This is a genomic window from Faecalibacterium sp. 7 (genome assembly GCF_049562865.1).
GTDB lineage: Bacteria > Bacillota > Clostridia > Oscillospirales > Ruminococcaceae > Faecalibacterium > Faecalibacterium wellingii.
Genome location: NZ_CP186911.1, coordinates 1,204,731 through 1,227,649 on the forward strand (window position 1 = coordinate 1,204,731; position 22,919 = coordinate 1,227,649).

Genomic DNA, 22,919 nt, shown 5'->3' on the forward strand with positions numbered 1-22,919 from the left:
CGGGCTGTTTTTCATTTCCGGAGATAAAGCCATGAAAGTACGGATTATGGGACATGTCGTCTGCTATGCTTACTACATGGGATACACGACCCATCGGGAAAGGAGCAAAAATGAGACGGATGCTGGATCGATCACGGCTTCTGGCCGGCAAAACGGATCCGGGAAATAGCAATCTGTGGCTGCCGCTCTGGATGCACCTGCGGGATACGGCAGAGATCATGGAGCTTCTGGTGCGGAAATGGCTGCCCGACAGCGTAAAAAAGGCATCCGGATTGGAAGAGGAAGAATTGGTGCAGCTGGCCCGCTTTTTGGGCTGGGGGCACGATCTGGGTAAGGCGATTTTAATCTTCCAGAGCACGATCATGCAGTGCTTGCCCGAGGCGAAACAACGGCTGGAACGCCTGACACCGCTGAGCTGCCAGAAACTGAACCGGTGCGAAACGCCCCATGCCCGGGCGAGTGAAGCAATTTTGAGAAAACTGGGGTGCCCTGACGGGATCGCTTCGGTCGCGGGTGCTCATCATGGCAAGCCGCAGGACGGTACAGAAGTTGACAAACAGTTTACATGCTGGGAAGTCAACTACTACCCGGAAGAGCAAAAGGGCATCTGGGAGGGCTTTTGGAACGAATTGCTTCAGGCGGCACTGCAGGACAGCGGCTATTCCGGGGTGGACGCGCTGCCGGTGCTCAACCAGCCCGAAGAGATTTTGCTGACGGGGCTTTTGATCATGGCGGACTGGATCGCCAGCAACACGGATTATTTCCCGCTGATCCCTGTGGAAGAGCCGGGCAGTGAGGAGGTTTATCCGGAACGTGCGGATCGGGCGTGGCGCGAATGGGATAAACAGGAGACTGCTTCACCCTGGGCGGCGCAGACCACCATTGCAGAGCCGGAGGAATTTGCAAAGCGATTTGGCTTTGCTCCAAATGCGGTGCAGCAGGCGGCCATGGAAGCCGCCAACACCATGGATGTACCGGGCATTTTGATCCTGGAAGCACAGATGGGCGTGGGCAAGACCGAGGCGGCGCTGGCGGCAGCGGAAATTCTGGCGGCACGCTTTGGAGCGGGCGGCATCTTCTTTGGTCTGCCCACGCAGGCAACGGCGAATGGCATCTTTCCACGTCTGCTGCAATGGGCAGAAAACCAGCCTGATGACCTGCCCAGATCGATCCGGCTTGCGCACGGCATGGCGGAACTGAACGAAGAATATATCCGCCTGCAGCAACGGCCGGTGCGGGTGGAGGACGACTGGGACGACCCGGAAGCGGAAGAGCAGCGGGTGCAGGTGCATCAGTGGTTCCGGGGCAGCAAGCAGGCGCTGCTGGCAAACTTCGTCATCGGCACGGTAGACCAGCTGTTGATGGCGGCTCTGTGCCAGAAGCATGTGATGCTGCGGCATCTGGGCCTTGCGGGCAAGGTGGTGATCGTGGACGAATGTCACGCTTATGATGCGTACATGAACCGCTATCTGGACCGTGCGCTGGAATGGCTGGGCTGGTATCGGGTGCCGGTGATCTTGCTGTCGGCCACTCTGCCCGCCCGGCGGCGTGCAGAGCTGATCGAGGCTTACCAGCAAAAGCGCCGCCCCGGCCCGGATGCGCCGTGGAAAACCAGCTGCGGCTATCCGCTGCTGACATGGACGGACGGTGCACAGGTGCAGCAAAAGACCATCCCGCTGGATACGGCCGCCCGGAATGTGCAGACGGTGCGCCTGACAACGGAAGAACTGCCCGATTTCCTGTTCCAGAAAATGCAGGCTGGCGGCTGCGCAGGCGTCATCGTCAATACGGTGCGCAAAGCGCAGGAGGTGGCGCAGCGGCTGCGTCAGGTGCTGCCCGAAAAGGAAGTGCAGGTGTTCCATGCACAGTTCCTGATGCCAGACCGCGCCGCGCGGGAACAGGAGCTGATGCGGCGCATCGGTAAGCGCTCCACCGCTGCAGAGCGTGATGGGCTGATCGTGGTAGGCACGCAGGTATTAGAGCAGTCGTTGGATGTGGATTTCGATGTAATGGTTACAGAGCTTTGCCCGATGGATCTGCTCTTACAGCGCATCGGCCGTCTGCAGCGGCACCCAAAACGGTCTCGTCCGCAGCCGCTGCAAACAGCGGTCTGTGCTGTGCTGGACACGGGCACAGAGGAATTTGACAGGGGCAGCGAGGCAGTGTACGGTCAGTGGCTGCTCTGGCGCACCCGGGAATGCCTTCCGAAGAGCATCTGCCTGCCGGAGGATATCTCTCCGCTGGTGCAGAAAGTCTACGGCTGGGAACAGGCCGATGCCCTGCCTGAAACGGAACGGAGTGAGGGTATGTGCAAAGCCTATGAGTTTGCGCAGGCCCAGCGCAAAGAGCGGGCGCAGGTGTATCTTGTGCCGCAGCCCAAAGTGCACAAAAGATTCAAACAACTCAATACCTTGGATGGCTGGATGCAGAATGTGAGTGCACATTCTGATGCAGCTGCCCGGGCGGCAGTGCGGGACGGCGACCCATCGGTGGAGGTGCTGGTGATGCAGCGCCGGGCAGACGGAAGCATCCACTTCCTGCCGTGGCAGGAAAACGGCAGAGCGGTCGCATCCGACCAGCCGCCGCAGCCCGAAGACGCTTTGCAGATCGCCCGGCAGAAGCTGCGGCTCCCGGCGGTGTTCGGCAAAGCGTGGAAGGTGGACGAGGTCATCCGGGAACTGGAAGCGGATAACCGCAGCGGCCTTGCGGCGTGGCAGCTGTCTCCGCTGCTGCACGGAGAGCTGGTGTTGCTGCTGGACGAAAACCTGACCGCCCATCTTGCGGGCATGGAGCTTTGTTATGACCGTGAAAACGGCCTGACCTACCAAAAGGAGGAAACGGATGAAGGAGATCGAATTTAACCTGTTGACGGAGCCGTGGGTCCGGGTCCGTCGGCCAGACAATACGGTGCAGGAAGTTTCTTTGACGGATGCACTGCTCCATGCGCAGGATTATGTGGATCTGGCAGGCGAAATGCCCACGCAGGATGCCGCCATGCTGCGGCTGCTGCTGGCGGTGCTGTTTACCGTGTTTTCCCGCGTGAATGTGGAAGATGAGCCAGAACCGTTTGAAGAAGAGGATGATGCTCTGGCTCGCTGGGGAGACCTGTGGCAGCTGGAGCATTTCCCGGAGCAGCCGCTGCGGGACTATCTGGAACAGTGGAAAGACCGCTTCTGGCTGTTCCACCCGACACATCCCTTCTGGCAGGTGCCGGGGGCTGAAATCGGGACAGCCTGCAGCGCGGCGATGCTCAACGGCGAAATGATAGAGAGCAAAAATAAACTCCGACTCTTTCCGTTGTATGCAGGGCAGAGCAAGGAGCGGCTGAGCTACCCGCAAGCCGCCCGGTGGCTGCTGTCCGTGAACGGCTTTGATGATACGTCTTTGAAGCCGAAAGAAAAGAATCTGCCATCTATAAGTGTTGGCTGGCTGGGGAGTCTTGGCTATATTCAGGCGCTGGGGAACAACCTGTACGAAACATTGATGCTGAATCTTACCCTGCTGAAGGATGGCCGGGAATACTGGAGTGAAAACCGCCCGTGCTGGGAACTGGAGACCCCAAGGAGCGCAGAGCGCACGAAAATCCCCTGCCCGGACGACCCGGCACAGCTGCTGACCCTGCAATCCCGACGGCTTCTGCTGCACAGGACAGAGGGAATGGTGGATGGCTACTTTGCATTGGGAGGCGATTTCTTCTCCAAAGAAAATGCTTTTGCGGAGCAGATGACCGTCTGGCGCAACGCTGCCAAAAAGAACGAGCCGGCGGTGTTTGTGCCCTGCCGCCATGACCCGGCCCGGCAGTTCTGGCGGGAGTTTCCGGCGGTGTTTTGTCAGGACAGTGGCCACCGCCCCGGCGTGGTACGCTGGACTGAGAAGCTACAAGAACAGCGGCTGGGAATCCTGGACTCCCGGCGGAAGGTCCATTTCCGCATCGTTGGAGTGCTTTACGCCACCCAGAACCACATCGAAGATATCTTCAGCGACAGCCTGACCTTTCAGGCAGGGCTGTTGGACGAACTGAGCTGCAAATGGCAGGAGCGCATCGTAAGAGAGATCAATAACTGCGAAAAAGCAGCACAGTGTGTGGGGTATCTGGCGCAGGATATCGCCATTGCAGCCGGGAACAAAAATGAAAATGTCGGCGGCTCTGTCCGTGCACAGGTCTACTTTGCAGTGGACCAGCCCTTCCGCCAGTGGCTGCAGGCAATCGACCTGGAAAAGGACGACCCGGACAAGACCGTTCAGCGCTGGCAGGCGCAGGCGCACAGCATCGCGAAAAAGCTGGGGGAACAGATGGTGATGGAGGCCGGAAATGCCGCCCTGAAAGGGCACCGCATTGTGGTGGACAAGGGCAAAAAAACGGAGCGCACCATCCTGTATACCTCGCCAAGGGCCTATAACATTTTTCGCGCAAAGCTTTGGGAGATCTATCCCAAAACAGAATCATAAAGGGGGAATTGGATGAAAACACAGGACGTCAGAATCTATACGGCACAGCGGCTGCACTGGCTTTGGGCCCTGCCGGACAACCAGCGGCGGGCTGAGCTGGCAAAGCTGCGGCGGGGCGTTGGACACGCACCCGGCGATCTGCCGGAGCTGTGGGGGAGTTTTCTGCGGGGAATGCCGGAAAGCTTTCAGGGCCGCAGCGGCCCTTCCCACGCAGAGTGGGCGGTCTACCTTGCCCTGACCCTGTACGCCGTGCATCAGCAGGGAAACGACCAGCCCATGAACCGCCCGGGCAATACGCTGGGCCGGGCGGTGCGCCAGCTGGCAGAGCGGAACACCCCTGCCGGACAGGACTGGACCGAGGCCAGCGTGCTGCGGCGGTTCAATGCGCTGGCCACCGCAGAAGAGATGACCGAGATCAGCCACCATCTGCGGGGGATGATCCAGCTGCTGAGCGCCGCAAAGGATGGCGGCATCCCGCTGGACTATCCGCAGCTTGCGGCAGACCTGTATGAATTGCAATGCACCGACCCGCGGTATGCGCAGATTCCCGCCAACGTCCGTCTGCGGTGGGGACAGGATCTGTACCGCGACTCGAAGCCTGCACCGGAAGAGAACGAAAAGGAGAATTGACCATGAACAAGCGCCTGTATGTTGATTTCCACATTTTGCAGACCGTACCGCCCAGCTGCATCAACCGGGACGACACGGGCAGCCCCAAAACAGCCGTGTACGGCGGTGTGACCCGTGCCCGGGTATCCTCGCAGGCGTGGAAGCACGCCATGCGCGCTGACTTTGCGGAGAACGCCCGGCTGGATGTGGGCAAGCGCACCAAAAAGGTTGCCGATATGGTGAAGGAGCAGATCCTTGCGCTGGCTCCGGATGCGGATGCGGACAAGCTGGCAAAGAAAGCGCTGGAGAATGCGGGCATCAAGAGCGATGATAAAGGCACCAAAGCCCTGTTCTTTATGAGCACTGCGCAGGCAAAGGCATTGGCAGAGCTGGCTGTGGCGGGCAGCACCGACAAAAAAGAATACCAGAAGGCCCTGAAAGCAGCCCCTTCAATGGATATGGCACTGTTTGGCCGCATGGTGGCAGATGACCCTTCCCTGAATTATGATGCCGCTGCGCAGGTGGCCCACAGCATCTCCACCCATGCCGTGCAGAACGAGTACGATTACTTTACCGCAGTGGACGATTGTCAAGCAGAGGACAATGCCGGTGCAGGCCATCTGGGCACGGTGGAGTACAACTCCTCCACCCTGTACCGCTATGCCACGGTGAACGTGATGGAGCTGGCCGGGCAGCTGGGCGCAGAGCAGGCAGCGGAAACGGTGCGGGCCTTTGGCGAGGCGTTTTTGTTCTCCATGCCCACCGGCAAACAGAACAGCTTTGCAAACCGCACCCTGCCGGATGCAGTCTATGTGACCATCCGGGAAGATCAGCCGGTGAACCTGTGCGGCGCATTCGAGCGTGCCGTGCCCCGCAGTATGCAGGGCTATGCCGAACCTTCCAAGGCAGCGCTGGCACAGTACGCGCAGCAGATGTACAGCAGCTTTGCCGAGGCCCCGGCCCAGAGCTTTACCGTGGGCAGCGGTCTGGAGGCACTGGCTCCGGCACAGACGGCAAAGGCCATGCTGGACGCGCTGGAAAAGGCTGTCCGGGATGCGCTTGCCGGAAATGAGGTGGGGTAATGGCAACGCTGTTGCTTCGGCTGGCAGCACCTTTGCAGGCGTGGGGTGCGGACTCCAAATTTGAGACCCGCAAAACCAATCGGGAACCCACCAAAAGCGGTGTCATCGGCCTTCTGGCGGCGGCTCTGGGGCTGCGGCGGGACGAGAGTGAAGCGCTGGCCCGGCTGGCACAGCTGCGGTTCGGCGTCCGCGTGGAGCGGGAAGGACAGCTGCTGGTGGACTACCACACCGCAAAGACGCAGGACCAAAAGACCTCTTATGTGACCTATCGCTACTATCTGCAGGATGCCGTGTTTCTGGCTGGGATCGAAAGCGAAGACACCGCCCTTTTGCAGCAGCTGCAGCAGGCGCTGCTGCACCCGGCCTTTCCGCTGTATCTGGGCCGCCGGTCCTGCCCGCCCACCCTGCCGCTTTGTCTGGGACTGCGGCAATGTTCTTTGCAGGAAGCACTGCAGACAGAACCGCCTCTGTGTCCGGGACGGCATTGGCGGCTGATGATGGACGCCGACCCGCTGGAGCCGGGCACGGCTGTGCAGCGGGATGTGCCGGTCAGCTTTGACCTGCGCCATCGGCAGTACGGCTACCGCTCGGCGCGGGAGCTCTGGCAGACCATGCCGGACAGCCCGGAAAAGACGGAGCATGACCCGTTCCGGGAATTGTAAAGGGGGCGAGAGAATGTATTTATCACGGGTAGAGCTCGATCCCACCCGCCGCAGCACCATGGCTGCACTGGCGGCACCGCAGAAATTGCACGGCGCAGTGGAAAGCGCCTTTACGGGGGAGCGCCGCCGCAGGCTGTGGCGGCTGGATCGTCTGGGAGAGCGGCTGTATCTGCTGCTGCTCAGCGAGGATGTGCCGGAGCTGTCCGGCGTGGTGGAGCAGTTCGGCACCGGAGCGGCTGCGGAGACCCGCAGCTACGACCCGCTTTTGCAGCGGGTGGAGCCGGGCAGCAGCTGGCAGTTCCGGCTGACCGCAAACCCCACCAAATGCTGCAAAGACCCCAAGGCACCCGCAGAGCGGGGGACTGTGGCGGCGCACTGCTCGACAAAGTATCAGAAGCAGTGGCTGCTGGACCGCGCCGCAAAGCATGGCTTTGCTTTGCGGGAAGAGGAATTTACCGTGACCCGGGTGCAGTGGCAGCACTTTGCCAAGCATGGCACCCGGCCTGTGACCCTGCTGGCAGTGACCTACGAGGGTGTTTTGCAGGTGACCGACCCAGAGCAGTTCCGGGCACTGCTGTGTCAGGGCATGGGACGCGGCAAGGCCTACGGCCTTGGGCTGATGACCGTCATGCGCGGAGGAAACTGAGATGGACGAGATGCCGGGCATGATCCGGCCGGACCTGCAGGCACTGCCGCAGGTGAAGGACCGGATGACCTTTTTGTATGGAAAATGTTCAGCCCCTGACTTTTCCCCGCACATGCGGGGGTGATCCCCAGCTCAAGACCGCGTTCACCAGCGAGAGCGACTTTTCCCCGCATACGCGGGGGTGATCCCCATACTTGATCCTTTGGGTATCCTCTTGCTTCCTTTTCCTCGCACATGCGGGGGTGATCCCGTTGACCAGGCCTACCGCCTGACTCTTCTGGACTTTTCCCCGCACATGCGGGGGTGATCCCATAAGAGCCAGACATAGCACCGTCACCAGCTACTTTTCCCCGCACATGCGGGGGTGATCCCTGGGCTGTGTTGTTGCCGTAGTCATACATGCTCTTTTCCCCGCATGTGCGGGGTTTGCGAGAAGGAGTCACGGGCAGTGCCGCTGCGGATGCTTTTTTGTCGGCTGCAGATCCTTTGCGGGCCGGCCCTCTGACGCAGGCTGGGCAGAACGTTTTTTATCATTCCGCTGAAATTGCACAAGAAAATTCCAGTTCCGTTCACAAAGAGACGGCTGCACAGTGCTATACTTTTACCAGATCATTCCTTCTGAAAGGAGCCTGTTCTCTTTATGAGCCAACCCACCTCTGCCGCACCTTCCCGCAAAAAGACGACATTTTCGCTGCTGGTGCTCGCCGCACTCACCGGCATCATCGTGCTGCTGTTCAAGGACCACTGGGCCGAGATCACCGCAGCACTTTCGCAGCTGTCCGCATGGCAGGTGCTGGTGGTGCTGGCCATCGGCCTAAGCTATCCGCTGCTGGAAGGGTGCGTGGCGTGGGTCATCGTGCGCAGCCGCATTCCGGGTTTCAGGCTCCGGCAGGGCATCGATACCGCGTGGTGCGGCATCTTTGGCAATGTGGTCACACTGGGCGCAGGCGCCGTGCCGGTGCAGACCTGGTATCTCCACCGCTGCGGCCTGCCGGTGGGCCCGGGTGTGGGCCTGATGACCCTGCAGTACGTGTTCCACAAAACCACCGTGCTGCTGTATGCCACGGTGATGCTGCTGTTGCAGCACAGGTGGCTTGCCGCCAACACCACCGGTGTGATGAATTATCTGCCCATGGCATACGCTGTAGTGGCGGCCATCATTGTGGTGCTGGTGCTGGTGTGCGTATCGCCGCTGGTGCAGGACCTTGCCCGCTGGCTGATGCGTCTGCTGCCCCAAACGGAAAAATGGCAGCAGCGCCGCGCCGACTGGCAGCAGCAGCTGGATGTTCTGGGCGAGGAGAGCCGCCGCCTGCTGGCGGATAAGCCCCGCTGCGCTGAAATTCTGGCATTGCAGGCGGTCAAGCTGTTCGGGCTGTTCTGCCTGCCCTACCTGTGCATCCGGTTCATGGGGCTTTCCCCGCTGGGGTTCTGGCAGGTGCAGCTGCTCACCAGCCTGATGCTGTTTTTGTCCAACGCCCTGCCCAATGTGGCCGGTATGGGCTCCATCGAGACGGCATTCCTGCTGGTGTTCGGCAGCTTTCTGGAACGGGGCGAGGTGATGAGCGTGATGATGCTCTACCGCATCGCCAGCTATTATGTGGTGTTCGCCGCCAGCGCCGTGGGCTTTTTCATCGCCCAGCGGCATCTGGGCCAAATGGGAGCGGAGCTGCCAAAGGAGGTATGACTCTTATGAAAGAAAAAGGCATTCTGTCCCGGTTCGGCATCGTTTTGCTCATCCTGCTGGCGCTGGTGCTCATCCTTCCCTCTGCCCGGATCGATCTTGCATCCGGGATCAAGGCCAGCACACAGGCCAGTGTCCGGGTGGAGCACATTCAGAACTTTGCCCGCTCCGCAGAGATGGACGTTCAGCTGCTCTCTGCCGACGATCCGGCCTATCAGCAGATCGCAAACGTGCTCTCCGGCCTTACCTGCGTCAAGCGGTTCAACCAGCAGTATTCCTCCTACAGCCACGAATACCCGGTGGACTCCGTCACTGTGAGCTATTACGATGCGGATGAAAACAACCGCCTGCTGGTCACGGTCTACTCCGACGGCACCGCCATCGTGAACAGCCAGTTCGTGAAGATCAAAACGCCCAAGGGCGGCGCGGAAGAAGTGTACCGTCAGCTGGCGGAGATCGTGAAGTAAACCCTCTCAGTCATCGCTCGGCGATGCCAGCTCCCCCGAAAGGGGGAGCTTCTTTGCATCTGGGCATCTGGCTTAAACGTCTTTCTTCAAACCAAAAGTAGCATCTTTCCGTACTTGCGCATGAAGCTCGCCCTTCGGGAGAGCTGCCGCCGCAGGCGGCTGAGAGGGGCGTTTTCCTTATAAAAACAAAAATCGGGGCACGCAGGTGGTCAAGCTGCATGTCCCGTTTTTGTTTTTCTTTTGCACTCTGTGCGGTACCAATCACACCGAATGCCGCGCATCGAGCCATGGGAGCAAACAAAAACCACGGCTCACCTGAAAAAAGAGAATGGAATGGAGGAATTGGCGTTTGCGCAGCAATGAAAGCCCCAGTGGGGCTTTTAAGCCACAAAGCGGTCTTGCGTAAGCAAGATGGAGCGGCCCCGCCGCGACAAACTTGGCGTTTTCGCAGAAGCCCTTGCAGAGGCTCCCGCTTTTCTGGTGCAACGTAGTCCGGCATATCGGTTAGATTTGCCTAACCTCGTTGCGAGAACAGAATACCATAGCCGGTTAGTCTTGTCAACCCTTATTTTGCGATTTTTTTCGCAAAAGGGGTGCGCCGCCGGGATTTCGGCGCTTTTTCTACATTCTGCCCAAAGAAAGCCCCTTGCTTTGGCAGAAAACCCACTTGTTTTCTATTGCATTTTAAAGTGGTTCTTGCTATTATAATAACGCAAGATTTTGTGGGCAGGTTTTCATTTTTGTCTACACCTTGTAGTCGGGGCTGCCGCAGCTGGCAGTTCAAGACCGTTTTGCCCCCAGAAAGCCGCCATACAGAGCGGCTTTTCAAAGGCTCATTAGTTAGAAAACGCTAACTGCGTAATGGAGCAAGGAGGTTCCAATGATCAATTTTGAACAGTGGGAAGGCTTTGAGGGCCGCATCTGGAAAGAAGAAGTCAATGTGCGCGACTTCATCCAGAAGAACTACACCCCGTATGACGGCGACGAAAGCTTTCTGGCCGGCCCCACCGAGGCGACCGATAAGCTTTGGGGTGCCCTGCAGAAGCTGCAGAAGGCCGAGCGCGCCAAGGGCGGCGTGCTGGATATGGAGACTGAGGTGGTCAGCAGCCTGACTGCTTACGGCCCCGGCTATATCGATGAAAGCCTGAAGGATCTGGAGCAGATCGTGGGTCTGCAGACCGACAAGCCCCTCAAGCGCGCCTTCATGCCCTACGGCGGCATCAAGATGGCAGAGCAGGCCTGCACCACTTACGGCTACCAGCCCAGCGAAGAGCTGCACAAGATCTTTACCGACTACACCCGCACCCACAATCAGGCTGTGTTTGACGCCTACACTCCTGAAATGAAGGCAGCCCGCCACACCCATATCATCACCGGCCTGCCGGATACCTATGGCCGTGGCCGCATCGTGGGCGATTACCGCCGCGTGGCGCTGTACGGCATCGATGCACTGATCAAGTTCAAGCAAGAGGACTTCGCCAACTGCGGCGACGGCACCATGACCGATGACGTCATCCGCCTGCGCGAGGAGATTGCACGCCAGATCAGCGCCCTGAAGGGCATGAAGAAGATGGCCGAGGCCTACGGCTACGATATCTCTCAGCCCGCAAAGAACGCCAAGGAAGCCTGCCAGTGGCTGTACTTCGGCTATCTGGCCGCCATCAAGACCCAGAACGGCGCCGCCATGAGCGTGGGCCGCATCTCCACCTTCCTGGATATCTACATCCAGCGTGATCTGGACAACGGCACCCTGACCGAGACTCAGGCACAGGAGCTGATCGACCACATGGTCATGAAGTTCCGCATGGTCAAGTTTGCCCGTATCCCCAGCTACAACCAGCTGTTCTCCGGCGACCCCGTGTGGGCAACGCTGGAAGTGGGCGGCATCGGCATGGATGGCCGCAGCATGGTCACCAAGAACTGCTACCGCTTCCTGCACACGCTGGAAAACATGGGCCCTGCACCGGAGCCGAACCTGACCGTTCTGTACTCCTCCGCTCTGCCGGAGAGCTTCAAAAAATATGCCGCCAAGGTGTCCATCGATACCAGCTCTGTCCAGTACGAGAACGATGACGTGATGAAGCCCGTCTGGGGCGACGATTACTCCATCTGCTGCTGCGTGTCTGCCACCCAGACCGGCAAGGAGATGCAGTTCTTCGGTGCCCGCGCCAACCTTGCCAAGTGCCTGCTGTACGCCATCAACGGCGGTGTGGACGAGAAGAGCCACGAGCAGTGCGGCCCCAACTATGCCCCCATCACCAGCGAGTACCTGAACTACGACGAGGTGCTGCCCAAGTATGTCCAGATGCTGGACTGGCTGGCTGGCCTGTACGTCAATGTGCTGAACCTGATCCAGTATATGCACGACAAATACTACTACGAAGAAGCCGAGATGGCCCTTATCGACACCGATGTGCGCCGCACCTTTGCCACCGGCATTGCAGGCTTCTCCCACGTTATCGACTCCCTGAGCGCCATCAAGTACGCCAAGGTCAAGGTGGTGCGTGACGAGAGCGGCCTTGCCACCGGCTTTGAAGTGGACGGCGACTTCCCCAAGTACGGCAACGACGACGACCGTGCCGACGAGATCGGCGTGTGGCTGCTGCGCACCTTCCTTGAAATGATCAAGAAGCGCCACACCTACCGCAACTCCGAGGCTACCACCTCCATCCTGACCATCACCTCCAACGTGGTGTACGGCAAGTACACCGGCGCTCTGCCCGATGGCCGTGCCGCATTCACTCCGTTTGCTCCCGGTGCAAACCCCAGCTACGGCGCAGAGCAGAACGGCCTGCTGGCTTCTCTGAACTCGGTGGCAAAGCTGCCCTACCACTGGGCACTGGACGGTATCTCCAACACCCAGACCATCAACCCGGACGCTCTGGGCCACAGCGAAGGCGAGCGGGTGGAGAATCTGGTACAGGTCATGGACGGCTACTTCGATCAGGGTGCACACCACCTGAACGTGAACGTCTTTGGCAAGGAGAAGCTGCTGGACGCCATGGAGCACCCCGAGAAGGAGGAGTACGCCAACTTTACCATCCGTGTCTCCGGCTACGCTGTCAAGTTCATCGACCTGACCCGCGAGCAGCAGATGGACGTTATCTCCCGCACCTGCCATGCAGCCCTGTAACCCCATCGGCTATGTCCACTCGCTGGAATCCTTCGGCTCTGTGGACGGCCCCGGCGTGCGCTTTGTGGTGTTTTTGCAGGGGTGTGCCCTGCGGTGCAAATACTGCCACAACCCGGAAACATGGGCTGCGGAGGGCGGCGAGGAATGGACGGTGGAAAAGCTGTTCCAGCGGGTCTACCGCTACCGCAACTACTGGGGCAAGAAGGGCGGCATCACGGTCAGCGGCGGCGAGCCGCTGCGCCAGATGGAGTTCCTGACGGCATTTTTCGAGCTGGCCCGCTCCAAAGGCGTGCACACGGCTCTGGATACCGCCGGGCAGCCCTTCCGGCCCGATGACCCGGATTATCTGGCCGGTTTCGACCGGCTGATGAAGTCCACCAGTCTGGTCATCCTCGACCTGAAGGAGATCGACCCGGAACGCCACCGGCAGCTCACCGGCAAAGACAATGCCAACATCCTTGCGATGGCGCGGCACATCTCGGACCTCGGGGTGCCGCTGTGGATCCGGCATGTGCTGGTGCCCGGCCTGACCGACGACGAGGAGGGCCTGCGCAGGACCGCAGACTTTATCCGCAGCCTGAAAACGGTGCAGCGGGTGGAGGTGCTGCCCTACCACACACTGGGCCTGTTCAAGTGGCAGAAGCTGGGCATCCCTTATCCGCTGCCGGACGCCGTGCCGCCCACAGCGGAGCAGGTGAAGCGTGCAGAAGAACTGCTGGAAGTGAGCCGGTATCCCGGGTAAGGCAAGACGATTTTAATTGCGCTCCGCTTCGCTCTGCGCTATTTCAGCGGAAAGAAGATTTTATGATTTCGGAACCCCGGAGCGTCCGCAGACGCTCCGGGGTTCCCTTTTCACGGGAAGAGTCGCAGTGGTAAGCTGTATTTGCAGCGCCGCTTCCTTCGGAAGCGCGGCGCTGCGGTGAAATCTTGCGATGCTGTTTGCCTTTACAGCTCCTCCCGTGAAAAAGTAAATCTGGAAAATCCGCAGATTTTCCAGATTTACAAATACTAAAATGATTTTCCTTAAATTATGCCCAAAGCAACGACGACGACCGCCGCCAGTGGCGGAAACAGGGAGGAGTTGTTGGGGCAGCGGCCAGCAAGACGCGCGTGCCGCCCAAGGCACGATGCGGACGCTGGGTGCCGCAACCCGTTAGCGGCGGGCATTCTGAATCGTTTTTGTTCCACCTTGACTTCCCTGTGCGGCACCGCTATAATAAAGAGGTAAAAGGATAAATGCGTTTATCCGGGCAGAGTAGCGCCGCATACCGTCTGCGCAGAGAGAACGGGCCACTGGCTGGAAGCCTGTTTGCAGACCGCCGCGCAAAGTGCGCCCGGACAGCACACGGCGGGAACCCCTACGGGAAGTATCGCCGTGCGGTGCGCCGCCGTTACCGGCTTTGAGCGACAAACAGAAGTGGAACCGCGATTTTGATGAAAAACCGCCTTCGGAGCTGTGCTTTGTGCACCGCTCCGGGGGCGTTTTATTTTGCGGCTTCTGTCTGCCACAAAAAGGAGAATTGACCATGCAGATCTTCAACACCCTGACCCGCCAGAAGGAAGAATTTGTTCCGCAGGTGCCCGGTGAATACCGCATCTATGTCTGCGGCCCTACCGTTTATAACTATATCCACATCGGCAACGCACGCCCACTGATCGTGTTCGACACCCTGCGCCGCTACCTTGAGTACCGCGGCAACAAGGTGATCTATGTTTCCAACATCACCGACATCGACGATAAGCTCATCAAGAAGGGTCAGGAGGAGGGCACCTCCATGAAGGAGGTCGCCCAGCGCTTTGAGGCCGAGTACCTCAAGGATGCCGCCGGTCTGAACTGCAAAAAGCCCACCGTCCAGCCCCGGGCCACCGAGCATATCCAGCAGATCCTGGACATTGTGAAGGATCTGATCGATTCCGGCCACGCCTACGTTGCCAAGAACGGCGACGTGTATTTCCGGGTGAAGAGCGACCCCGGCTACGGCAAGCTGAGCCACCTGAAGCTGGATGATCTGGAAAGCGGCAACCGTGAGCTGCGCAGCCGTATGGACGACGACCTGAAGGAGGACCCCGCCGACTTTGCTGTGTGGAAGGCCGCAAAGCCCGGTGAGCCTGCATGGGAAAGCCCCTACGGCATGGGCCGTCCGGGCTGGCACATCGAGTGCAGTGCCATGAGCCGCACCCATCTGGGCAAGACCATCGACCTGCACTGCGGCGGTCAGGATCTGATCTTCCCTCACCACGAGAACGAGATCGCCCAGAGCGAGTGCGCCAACGGCTGCGAGTTCGCCCGCTACTGGATGCACAACGGCTTCATCAACGTGGACAATCAGAAGATGTCCAAGAGCCTGCACAACTTCTTCACCGTGCGGGACGTGGCGGACGTCTACGGCTACGAACCCATCCGCTATTTCATGCTGACCGCAGGCTACCGGATGCCCCTGAACTACACCGTGGACCTCATTGAAAGCTGCAAGAACAGCCTGGAGCGCCTGTACACCTGCCGCGAGAATCTGGATTTTGCCCTGACCAAGGACACCTTTGGCACCGACGAGACCCTGAAGGAAAAGGCTGCCGAGGCCCGCACCAAGTTCTGCACCGCCATGGACGATGACCTGAACACCCCGGATGCACTGGCTGCCGTGTTCGATCTGGTCAAGGAGATCAATACACTGTCGGCTGTTTCTTCCAAGGACGCCCTGCAGACCGCTGCCGCCGCCTTTGACGAGATCACCGGCGTGCTGGGCCTGCTGTACAATCGCAAAAAGGACGAGGTGCCCGCCGAGGTGACTGAGCTGGTTGAGAAGCGTGCCGCCGCCAAGAAGGCTAAGGACTGGGCCACCGCCGACGCCATCCGCGCACAGCTGACCGAGCTGGGCTGGGCGGTCAAGGACACCGCACAGGGCCCGCAGCTGAGCAAACTGTAATACGTTCTAAAATGCCCTCCGTTTCATTCTGGGCATCTTTAGCGGAATTGGTATTTTAAATTTACAGCCCGGAAAGATCTGCGGATCTTTCCGGGCTGTTTTTGCCGCTTTTCTCTTTACATTCCAAACGCAATTTGCCATAATAAAACCAGAAATAACATGAGCGGAGGCAGGCACAATGAAGGTCATGGTTTTTGATGTGGGCGGCACTGAGATCAAGTATTCGGTGATGGACGAAGGATTGAACCGCACCGATGCCGGGTCTGTGCCTACGCCGCAGGATACGCAGGAGCATTTTCTTGACACATTATACGCTCTGTATTCGCCGCACCGGGATGAAGTAAGCGGCATCGCCATGGCCCTGCCCGGCTTTGTGGACACCCGCACCGGCTTTGTCTCCAATGGCGGGGCACTTCTGTATAACACCGGTACGCAGGTAGGGCAGCTGGTGCGTGAAAGATGCGGCTGTCCGGTCACGCTGGAAAATGACGGCAAGGCCGCTGCCCTTGCAGAGCTGCAGGCCGGTGCGCTGCAGGGCTGCTGCAACGCGGCGGTGTTTATCATCGGCACCGGTGTGGGCGGCGGCATCATCGCCAACGGCCAGCTGGTGCGGGGCATCCATTTTACCGCCGGGGAATACAGCTTTGTGAACACCAACGCTGACGAGTGGGAGAACACCGGAAAAACCATGGCCTGTCAGTGCAGCACCACCAATCTGCTGCAGTGGTACCGCGCCCGCAGGGGCCTGCCCGCCGATGCGCCCATGAATGGCAGACAGTTTTTTGATGCCGCCAATGCCGGAGAGCCGGAAGCGCTGGAAGTGCTGGAAAGGTTCTGCAAAGCGGTGGCGGTGCAGATCTACAATCTGACCGTCCTGCTGGATGTGGAAAAGGTGGCCATTGGCGGCGGCATCAGCAAACAGCCGCTGCTGCTGGACAGTCTGCGCCGGGTATATGCCGGGCTGTTCGCTTCCCGGGGAGATTCGCCCTACATGATCGGTCTGCCGCGCACCGAGATCGTGCCCTGCCATTTCAGCAGTGAAGCCAATCAGGTGGGCGCGCTGTATGCCTGTCTGCACACGGTGGGCAGGATGGACTGAATCCGCTTCTGCCCTGCTCCTTCTGCGAAAAAAGAGGAAGATCCCGCCGGATCTTCCTCTTTTTTTCATGCTGCACAAAAACAGCGGACACTCAGGTGGTCAGTTCGTTCACCAGCCGCGTCAGAGTGGCAACGTAAGCTTCGTTGGAGTAATATTTCTCGTACATTTTCCGGCAGTCGGCCTTCATGGCGGCCAGCTGATCGGGGTGCAGGATGGCGTGTTCCAGCACCTTTGCCAGCTGGTCGGGGTCGTCGTCCCGGTACACAAAGCCGTCCACGCCCTCGGTGATCAGCCCGGCAGTGCCGGTGTGCTCCGACACGATGGAGGGCTTGCCGAAGATCAGGCCCTCGGTGACGAAGGTGGGCATGGGGTCGTCGCGGGAGGCGCACACCACACAGGTGCACTGATCCATCAGGGACTTGATCTCCGGGCGTTCCAGCCGCTTGCGGTAGAACACGGTGTCCGGGTAATCCTCCACCAGTGCATCCACGGCACTCTTCAGGCTCTTGTCTGCGGCCTTGCCCACGAACAGGAAAGCGGCTTTCTGGCGCACTTCGGGCTTGAGCAGACGGATGGCATTGCAGAAGATATCCTGACCCTTGCGGGGCTCAAAGGAGCCCACGGTCACGAACAGAGGGCGTCCGCCCGCGTAGCTGATATCATAGACCGGGAAGCTCTCCTGCGCGTAGTCCGGCAGGCCGTAGATCAGCTGTTCGATGTTAAAATCCGGCCGCACCGAATGCATGGCGGCAGTAGCGTGGGAGCCTACGGCACACACATGCACATTGGAGTCCAGCGTTTTGGGGATCCTGTGCGCAATGAACGGATAGCCTGCAAAGGCATCGTGCAGCCACCATAGCACCGGCACAAAGGAGCCGTTCAGGGTGCTCACGGCGGCGGCCTCCACCACAGTATTGGCCAGCACAAAATCCGCACTGGTGGCAAGCCCCCACAGGGAGGAGCTCATCACGCAGTCGCTGCGGGTGACAACGGCAGCGCCGGCATCCAGAAACAGCGGCAGAGAGCCATCGTCCGCAGGACCCAGAACCACGACCTCGAAGCCCATGCTGCGCAGCACCGGCACGGCGCTCACCAGCACGATGGGGGCACCGGTCATGGTGAGCTCATGGCTCAGGATCAGGGCACGCTTTCCGGAGGCAGAGAACACATCATCGGCACACAGCTCCCGCCGGAAATGCAGCAGGGACTCCGGGATGCGGCGGCAGTTTTCTGCCATGGAGGTGGCAAGGCGCAGCAGCTCGGTCACGCTGTCCCTGCCGCGGGCAGCGGCGCGGATGCGGTCCAGAAGCTTCCGCGATACCATGGCACAGCGGCTGCAGGGGATGTGCTGGGTGCTCAGGTACAGGGCGGTGGAACCGTCAAAGCCAAAGGCGGCGTCGCACACCACAAGGTCTGCACCGGTGCGCAGGGCACCGGCAAAATAGGTCAGGGCGGTGGAGGTGCACTCCAGATCTTCGCTGACCAGCAGCACGCCCTCCACCGAGTCGGTCAGGGCGGGGGCCAGCTCCGTCACCAGCCGGAACTTGCGGTGCAGCTGGTTTTCCAGTGCGTGCTCCAGCGCCTGATGGCGGCCGGGCGCATACACCAGCAGATAGGTGCTCTGGGTATCGGTATACACCTGCTTCGTCAGCTGTTTACGCTGCAGGGTGCTGTAACTTGTGTACATAATGACACTCCTCTGCAAATCGTATCAATGACGGAACAGCCGGTGCAGCGCACGCAGCGGGGCGGTGAGCCGCCAGCTGCTGCTTTCGTACAGGTTTTCCAGCGAGTTTTCGTAGGCGGCGCGGCTGTTCTGCAGCTCGGTCAGTTGATTGTTCAGCCGGGTATTCTCGGCAAGGGCGGCCTGCAGCTGCCTGCGGAGATCGTTCTGCTCCGCTTCGGCCCGCAGCTTGATGGCGCTCAGGGCCTGCAGCAGGGCCTTGCCGGGCTGTTCGTGCTGGAAGCGGCCCAGCGGATAGTAATGATAGGTCACGGCAAACTTCATCCCGGCCGCAAAGGGCACTGTGCTCTGCACGGTCAGGTTGGGGTCCACATCCAGAAACAGCAGGCAGTCTTCCTGCAGCTGGATGCCGTTCATGGCGCGGCATTCCAGCCGCTCGTCCGAGATGCTCAGGTCAGTCACGCAGCAGGCCAGCTCACCGGGGTCCAGCCGCAGCGCACGGGCATCCGTGGGCAGGGTGAACACCGCAGAGACCTCGTGGGTCAGCTCGTCGTAGGCGTCCTCGGCAACGGTCAGGCATTCCCGCGGGGAATAGCCGGAGCCGGAATCGTAGAACAGCTGCGGCAGGGTGAGGGCGGCAGGCTCGTTGTCGCTGCCGTGCCTTGCCAGTGCGGCCTGATAGTTCAGCACCTGCTGTTCCAGCTCCAGACACCGCTGTGCCAGCCGGGATACGCCTTCGTCAGAGAGCTTGAGCTGCTGCTCAAGGTCGGCAGCGCGGCTGCGGGCCGCAGCAAGGGTCTCGGGGGCATCGTTGTTCATAACGGGATTCTCCTCTTACATTTATGATAGGCTGCACCGCAGCAGCCGGAAAAACACCTTAATGCCGGGCGGTATAGTGCACGGCAGGGCTCTTGCGCCGTGCAGGGAAAAACCGGATGATGAGTGCACGGCGTGCACGCAGCAGCTCACACACCAGCCAGATGGAGCCCAGAGCGATGGCATATTGCAGCCACATGCCCAGCACCGGCCGGTCCGAAAATCTGGCTACCATCAGATACCACGGGATGGCGATGATCTCCACGGTATGTATGCAGAAGATGTGGAGCGAGCGTCGGCCCACCGCCTCCAGAAAGCGCACGATGCGGCCGTGGAAATGGCTGAGCCGCATGAACAGCCGGATGAATAAAAGACCGGCAGCACCGTCCAGAAAAATGCTCAGGGGGCCCAGCGACCACTCGGCCAGCGAGATGCAGTCGGTGGTGCGGGTGGCAAGAGCGCCTACGGCAATGAGTGCTGAGGCCCCCAGCAGCCCGGCAAAGACTTTGGGCGGCAGGGGCTCGTCCAGCAGATGCTTCTTTTTGGCAAGGAAGCCGATATAGAGATAGGGGACGATCACCGCGCCCTGGATCAGGCAGAAGGGCGGCTCCCACACAAGGCTGACGCCCCAGCCCAGCAGCGCACACCCGGCCACAGCCCAGGGAACGTACTGTTCCGGGAAGATGTTCAGGATCACATCCAGCAGGATCCAGCCCACCATGAGGGCCAGCAGATACCACATGGGCCCGCAGGAGAAAAATTCCTGCCCGAAATACTCTGCCGTGTGGGGCAGGCCCAGAAGAAAACCGCCGGTGACCTTGACCGACTCGCCAATGGTGCCGGGCAGGTACTGGAACGTTTTATAGTGGATGATAAAGTGCAGCACGCAGGTGAACAGCGCAGTATAGAGGTAAGGCTTGAGCAGACTTTTCAGCTGCTGGTGGATGCATTTGCCGATGGAGCGCTTGCGGAAGCCGTAGCCGCTGGCGATAAAGAAAGCGGCCATCAGCGCTTCGCGATAGATGAACGGGAAAAACGCGGTCAGGGACAGGCCGCTGACCGCCTGCATGGGATAAAGCTCGGCGGTATGCGCAAAAACGATGATCAGCATACCGGCACCCTTGAGCATGTCGAACATGCCGATGGAGCTGACGGTGCGGGGTTTGGTTCCTTCCATGGAGGTTCCTTCCTTGCGCGGGACATTCCCTCAGAGCCGGACGCCGCACAATGCGTAGATTTTGAATGAAAAAGATAAAAATTTGTATGGATATGAACCCAGTATAATGCTTTTTGCACAGACTGTCAATTTTGAATTGCGGTCCGGCACGGAAATCAATTTTTACAGCCTAGCCCAGAGCTAAAGCCTTCACCCCTTGGGGGGAAGGTGGCTGTGAACGCAGTGAGCAGACGGATGAGGGGTATTCAGGGTAAAATGCTGCTGTCCTGCGCCCTCATCAGTCACCTGCGGTGACAGCTTCCCCCGACCGGGGGAAGCCTTCATGCGGAAAATTGATTTCCATGGCAGCCCGGCAGGCGGGGGACACATGCCGCCTGCAATAAGAGCATAGCACAGGCCGGGCGGCTTCGCAACGAAAGGCAGAATTTACATCTGGAAATGGTATGATGTGCAAGACTTTATTGTCAATATTGGAAATTAAATGTTGCAAAACTCTTGCATTGACACGGGTCTTATTGTATACTGGGCACAGTTGGAAATGTCTGGCAGGATCTGTGTGGGCTTACACCGGTGCACCGGATCGGATGATAAAAATGGAGGAAAAAAATGATTACATCGCTGTATCAGTCCCTTTGCAATATGGAAACCAACATTGCAGACCGTGTGGCTCTGCGCTGGTATGATGAAGAAAAGCAGGGCGTTGCCGAGGTGCACTACGCACAGTATGCCCAGGATCTGCGCCGGTTCGTGGCGTTCCTGCGTGCAGAGTATGGCGACGTGCGCGGCAAGCGAGTGGCGATCCTGGCCCGCAACAGCTACCAGTATGTCATCTGCATGTACGGCACCGTGATCGCAGGCGGCGTGGCTGTACCGCTGAACCTTGGCAAGGACTGGGATGCCATCTCCTACGAGCTGGGCCTCACCGAGCCGGTGTGTATCCTGCAGGATGGCGAGTTCGCGGAGCGGGAGCCTGCCCTCACCGAGACCTACGGCAGCATCCTGAAGCCCATGGATGTCTTTGCAGCCTATGAGCCTGCCGAGGACGTGACCGAGGTGGAGGACCTCTCGGCTCTGGCCTTTATCATGTTCACCTCCGGCACCACCGACCGCAGCAAGGGCGTCATGCTGAGCCAGAAGAACCTGTTCAGCGCCATGCCGGCTTTTCTGGACCCCTTTGACGATGTGAAGAAGTACACGGGCTGGAACACCGACGAGTTCTCGTCCCTGTCCGCCCTGCCCATGTTCCACATCTCCGCCATGACCAGCCTTGTTTCGTGGAGCATCACCGGCCACTCCATCAACCTGTGCAACAACCTGAAGTATTTCTACCGTGATCTGGGTGCCATGCACAGCGAGGTGATGGCGGTGGTGCCGGTGCTGCTGAAGAGTATCTACAGCGATGTGATGAGGGGCCGCCGCGACCGCCTGAACGGCTTGTGCATGCTGACCTGCGGTGCTGCCATGTTCGACCCCAAGATGCTGAGTGATATGATGGAGAAGGGCTTCTTTGTGGCCCAGATGTACGGCCTGACCGAGACCTGCGGCGATGGTGCATGGAACTCCTCGCAGGAGGCAAAGTACCTGACCAGCGTGGGCCATGTGGATCTCAGCTGTGAATACAAGCTGGACGACGGCGAACTGTGCATGCGGGGCGGCCCCATCATGCTGGGCTACTACAAGGACCCGGAAGGCACTGCGGAAGTCATCGATGCCGAGGGCTGGTTCCACACCGGCGATATTGCCCGGGTGGAAGAGGACGGCTACATGTACCTGACCGGCCGCAAGAAGAACGTGATCATTCTGGACAGCGGCGAGAACGTGAGCCCCGAGGAGCTGGAAAAGCTGCTGGTGCCCTGTGCGGACATTCGGGAGTGCATCGTGAAGGAAAAGGACAAGAAGATCTGTGCCCTCATCTACTGTGACCCTGCAAAGCAGGAGACTGTGAAGGAGTTCGTCACCGGGGTCAACCGCGGCCTGCCGCTGTACAAGCGCATGGTGCCGGAGCTCAGCGCGCAGCCGCTGCCCCGTAACGCCATGGGAAAACTGCTGCGCCAGTGATACGGATGCGGTAGAATGCCCGGATGCATAAATGGGCCGGCAGACCGGAAGACTGATGACAGGAGTTCCGACAAAAAACAAGGCTTTGTTGCCGGAACCCTTGCGCACAGGAGAGAATCAGGGTATTATTATGGAAAGGTACAGGAGATTGTGCCTATTATCCGTCACGGAAAGGAAGAAAATTTCTATGGAACGAGCAGAGATCATTTCCCAGATCCTGGCCATCCTGGAGGATGTTGCCGAGGTCTCTCCCGAAGATGTGAATGAGAACAGCGTCCTGATGGACGATCTGGATCTGTCCTCAATGGAGATCCTGACCATTGTGGCAGACCTGGAGGAGACCTTCGGCCTGCGCATCCCCGAAAAGGAGCTGCGCAACTTTGTGACCATAGGGGATCTGGTGGATTATCTGGCGGCAAACGCGGGGTAACA

Annotated in this window: 18 protein-coding genes and 1 CRISPR repeat array; of the genes, 15 read left to right on the plus strand and 3 right to left on the minus strand. The window is 59.5% G+C overall.

Features of this window, described 5'->3' with window-relative positions; all coding sequences use genetic code 11:
• The first annotated feature begins 110 nt into the window (after window positions 1–110).
• From cas3 to ACKXF7_RS06000, 13 genes are all read left to right on the plus strand, one after another.
• Entirely contained in the window at window positions 111–2,861 is a 2,751-nt protein-coding gene (cas3, locus tag ACKXF7_RS05940; RefSeq protein ID WP_423742396.1) for a CRISPR-associated helicase Cas3', read from the plus strand.
• Window positions 2,842–4,449: a type I-E CRISPR-associated protein Cse1/CasA gene (gene casA, locus ACKXF7_RS05945; RefSeq protein ID WP_423742397.1), complete on the plus strand. Its 1,608-nt coding sequence runs from the start codon at window positions 2,842–2,844 to the stop codon at window positions 4,447–4,449. Before cas3 ends, casA begins: the two co-directional genes overlap by 20 nt.
• 12 nt (window positions 4,450–4,461) lie before the next feature.
• The gene (gene casB, locus ACKXF7_RS05950) at window positions 4,462–5,079 is read left to right on the plus strand and encodes a type I-E CRISPR-associated protein Cse2/CasB (protein ID WP_423742398.1); all 618 of its coding nucleotides are present in this window, start codon (window positions 4,462–4,464) and stop codon (window positions 5,077–5,079) included.
• Window positions 5,080–5,081: 2 nt separating this feature from the next.
• Window positions 5,082–6,140: a type I-E CRISPR-associated protein Cas7/Cse4/CasC gene (gene cas7e / locus ACKXF7_RS05955; RefSeq protein WP_423742399.1), complete on the plus strand. Its 1,059-nt coding sequence runs from the start codon at window positions 5,082–5,084 to the stop codon at window positions 6,138–6,140.
• Window positions 6,140–6,802: a type I-E CRISPR-associated protein Cas5/CasD gene (cas5e, locus tag ACKXF7_RS05960; protein WP_423742400.1), complete on the plus strand. Its 663-nt coding sequence runs from the start codon at window positions 6,140–6,142 to the stop codon at window positions 6,800–6,802. Before cas7e ends, cas5e begins: the two co-directional genes overlap by 1 nt.
• 13 nt (window positions 6,803–6,815) lie before the next feature.
• Window positions 6,816–7,448: a type I-E CRISPR-associated protein Cas6/Cse3/CasE gene (cas6e, locus tag ACKXF7_RS05965; protein ID WP_423742401.1), complete on the plus strand. Its 633-nt coding sequence runs from the start codon at window positions 6,816–6,818 to the stop codon at window positions 7,446–7,448.
• Between the two features lie 98 nt (window positions 7,449–7,546).
• A CRISPR array of direct repeats spans window positions 7,547–7,820; the repeat unit is 30 nt; unit sequence ACTTTTCCCCGCACATGCGGGGGTGATCCC.
• Window positions 7,821–8,088: 268 nt separating this feature from the next.
• On the plus strand, window positions 8,089–9,132 hold the full coding sequence (locus tag ACKXF7_RS05970) for a lysylphosphatidylglycerol synthase transmembrane domain-containing protein (protein WP_423742402.1): 1,044 nt from the start codon (window positions 8,089–8,091) through the stop codon (window positions 9,130–9,132).
• 5 nt (window positions 9,133–9,137) lie between these two features.
• Window positions 9,138–9,596, plus strand: a complete 459-nt coding sequence (locus ACKXF7_RS05975) for a hypothetical protein (protein WP_339395029.1) — start codon at window positions 9,138–9,140, stop codon at window positions 9,594–9,596.
• Window positions 9,597–10,476: 880 nt separating this feature from the next.
• On the plus strand, window positions 10,477–12,729 hold the full coding sequence (pflB, locus tag ACKXF7_RS05980; protein ID WP_249237428.1) for a formate C-acetyltransferase: 2,253 nt from the start codon (window positions 10,477–10,479) through the stop codon (window positions 12,727–12,729).
• Entirely contained in the window at window positions 12,716–13,471 is a 756-nt protein-coding gene (pflA, locus tag ACKXF7_RS05985) for a pyruvate formate-lyase-activating protein (RefSeq protein ID WP_418265013.1), read from the plus strand. The genes pflB and pflA overlap by 14 nt, the downstream gene beginning before the upstream one ends.
• A gap of 494 nt (window positions 13,472–13,965) precedes the next feature.
• On the plus strand, window positions 13,966–14,133 hold the full coding sequence (locus tag ACKXF7_RS05990; protein WP_423742403.1) for a hypothetical protein: 168 nt from the start codon (window positions 13,966–13,968) through the stop codon (window positions 14,131–14,133).
• Window positions 14,134–14,255: 122 nt separating this feature from the next.
• Window positions 14,256–15,653, plus strand: a complete 1,398-nt coding sequence (cysS, locus tag ACKXF7_RS05995) for a cysteine--tRNA ligase (RefSeq protein WP_339395032.1) — start codon at window positions 14,256–14,258, stop codon at window positions 15,651–15,653.
• A 178-nt stretch (window positions 15,654–15,831) separates the two neighbouring features.
• Window positions 15,832–16,752 (plus strand): ROK family protein, encoded by a 921-nt coding sequence (locus ACKXF7_RS06000; protein ID WP_423742404.1) that lies wholly within the window; start codon window positions 15,832–15,834, stop codon window positions 16,750–16,752.
• A 91-nt stretch (window positions 16,753–16,843) separates the two neighbouring features.
• On the opposite strand, the gene ACKXF7_RS06005 is transcribed toward ACKXF7_RS06000, so the two are convergent.
• Genes ACKXF7_RS06005 through ACKXF7_RS06015 form a run of 3 tightly spaced genes read right to left on the minus strand, consistent with a single transcriptional unit; the run spans window position 16,844 to window position 20,429 of the window.
• Window positions 16,844–18,439, minus strand: a complete 1,596-nt coding sequence (locus ACKXF7_RS06005) for a glycosyltransferase family 4 protein (RefSeq protein WP_423742405.1) — start codon at window positions 18,437–18,439, stop codon at window positions 16,844–16,846.
• Window positions 18,440–18,463: 24 nt separating this feature from the next.
• Entirely contained in the window at window positions 18,464–19,255 is a 792-nt protein-coding gene (locus ACKXF7_RS06010; protein ID WP_423742406.1) for a hypothetical protein, read from the minus strand.
• Window positions 19,256–19,313: 58 nt separating this feature from the next.
• Entirely contained in the window at window positions 19,314–20,429 is a 1,116-nt protein-coding gene (locus ACKXF7_RS06015; RefSeq protein ID WP_418265011.1) for an acyltransferase family protein, read from the minus strand.
• Window positions 20,430–21,035: 606 nt separating this feature from the next.
• Between ACKXF7_RS06015 and ACKXF7_RS06020 the strand changes: the two genes are divergently transcribed.
• Window positions 21,036–22,487 carry a class I adenylate-forming enzyme family protein gene (locus ACKXF7_RS06020; RefSeq protein ID WP_423742407.1) on the plus strand — a complete coding sequence of 484 codons (1,452 nt, stop codon included), beginning with the start codon at window positions 21,036–21,038 and terminating at the stop codon, window positions 22,485–22,487.
• Window positions 22,488–22,674: 187 nt separating this feature from the next.
• Entirely contained in the window at window positions 22,675–22,917 is a 243-nt protein-coding gene (locus ACKXF7_RS06025; RefSeq protein ID WP_044953961.1) for an acyl carrier protein, read from the plus strand.
• Window positions 22,918–22,919: the final 2 nt, after the last annotated feature.

Bases quoted from the DNA above. Each gene is read 5' to 3' on its own strand.
- cas3 (WP_423742396.1), top strand. From the start codon at position 111: ATGAGACGGATGCTGGATCGATCACGGCTTCTGGCCGGCAAAACGGAT.
- casA (WP_423742397.1), top strand. From the start codon at position 2,842: ATGAAGGAGATCGAATTTAACCTGTTGACGGAGCCGTGGGTCCGGGTC.
- casB (WP_423742398.1), top strand. From the start codon at position 4,462: ATGAAAACACAGGACGTCAGAATCTATACGGCACAGCGGCTGCACTGG.
- cas7e (WP_423742399.1), top strand. From the start codon at position 5,082: ATGAACAAGCGCCTGTATGTTGATTTCCACATTTTGCAGACCGTACCG.
- cas5e (WP_423742400.1), top strand. From the start codon at position 6,140: ATGGCAACGCTGTTGCTTCGGCTGGCAGCACCTTTGCAGGCGTGGGGT.
- cas6e (WP_423742401.1), top strand. From the start codon at position 6,816: ATGTATTTATCACGGGTAGAGCTCGATCCCACCCGCCGCAGCACCATG.
- ACKXF7_RS05970 (WP_423742402.1), top strand. From the start codon at position 8,089: ATGAGCCAACCCACCTCTGCCGCACCTTCCCGCAAAAAGACGACATTT.
- ACKXF7_RS05975 (WP_339395029.1), top strand. From the start codon at position 9,138: ATGAAAGAAAAAGGCATTCTGTCCCGGTTCGGCATCGTTTTGCTCATC.
- pflB (WP_249237428.1), top strand. From the start codon at position 10,477: ATGATCAATTTTGAACAGTGGGAAGGCTTTGAGGGCCGCATCTGGAAA.
- pflA (WP_418265013.1), top strand. From the start codon at position 12,716: ATGCAGCCCTGTAACCCCATCGGCTATGTCCACTCGCTGGAATCCTTC.
- ACKXF7_RS05990 (WP_423742403.1), top strand. From the start codon at position 13,966: ATGCGTTTATCCGGGCAGAGTAGCGCCGCATACCGTCTGCGCAGAGAG.
- cysS (WP_339395032.1), top strand. From the start codon at position 14,256: ATGCAGATCTTCAACACCCTGACCCGCCAGAAGGAAGAATTTGTTCCG.
- ACKXF7_RS06000 (WP_423742404.1), top strand. From the start codon at position 15,832: ATGAAGGTCATGGTTTTTGATGTGGGCGGCACTGAGATCAAGTATTCG.
- ACKXF7_RS06005 (WP_423742405.1), bottom strand. From the start codon at position 18,439: ATGTACACAAGTTACAGCACCCTGCAGCGTAAACAGCTGACGAAGCAG.
- ACKXF7_RS06010 (WP_423742406.1), bottom strand. From the start codon at position 19,255: ATGAACAACGATGCCCCCGAGACCCTTGCTGCGGCCCGCAGCCGCGCT.
- ACKXF7_RS06015 (WP_418265011.1), bottom strand. From the start codon at position 20,429: ATGGAAGGAACCAAACCCCGCACCGTCAGCTCCATCGGCATGTTCGAC.
- ACKXF7_RS06020 (WP_423742407.1), top strand. From the start codon at position 21,036: ATGATTACATCGCTGTATCAGTCCCTTTGCAATATGGAAACCAACATT.
- ACKXF7_RS06025 (WP_044953961.1), top strand. From the start codon at position 22,675: ATGGAACGAGCAGAGATCATTTCCCAGATCCTGGCCATCCTGGAGGAT.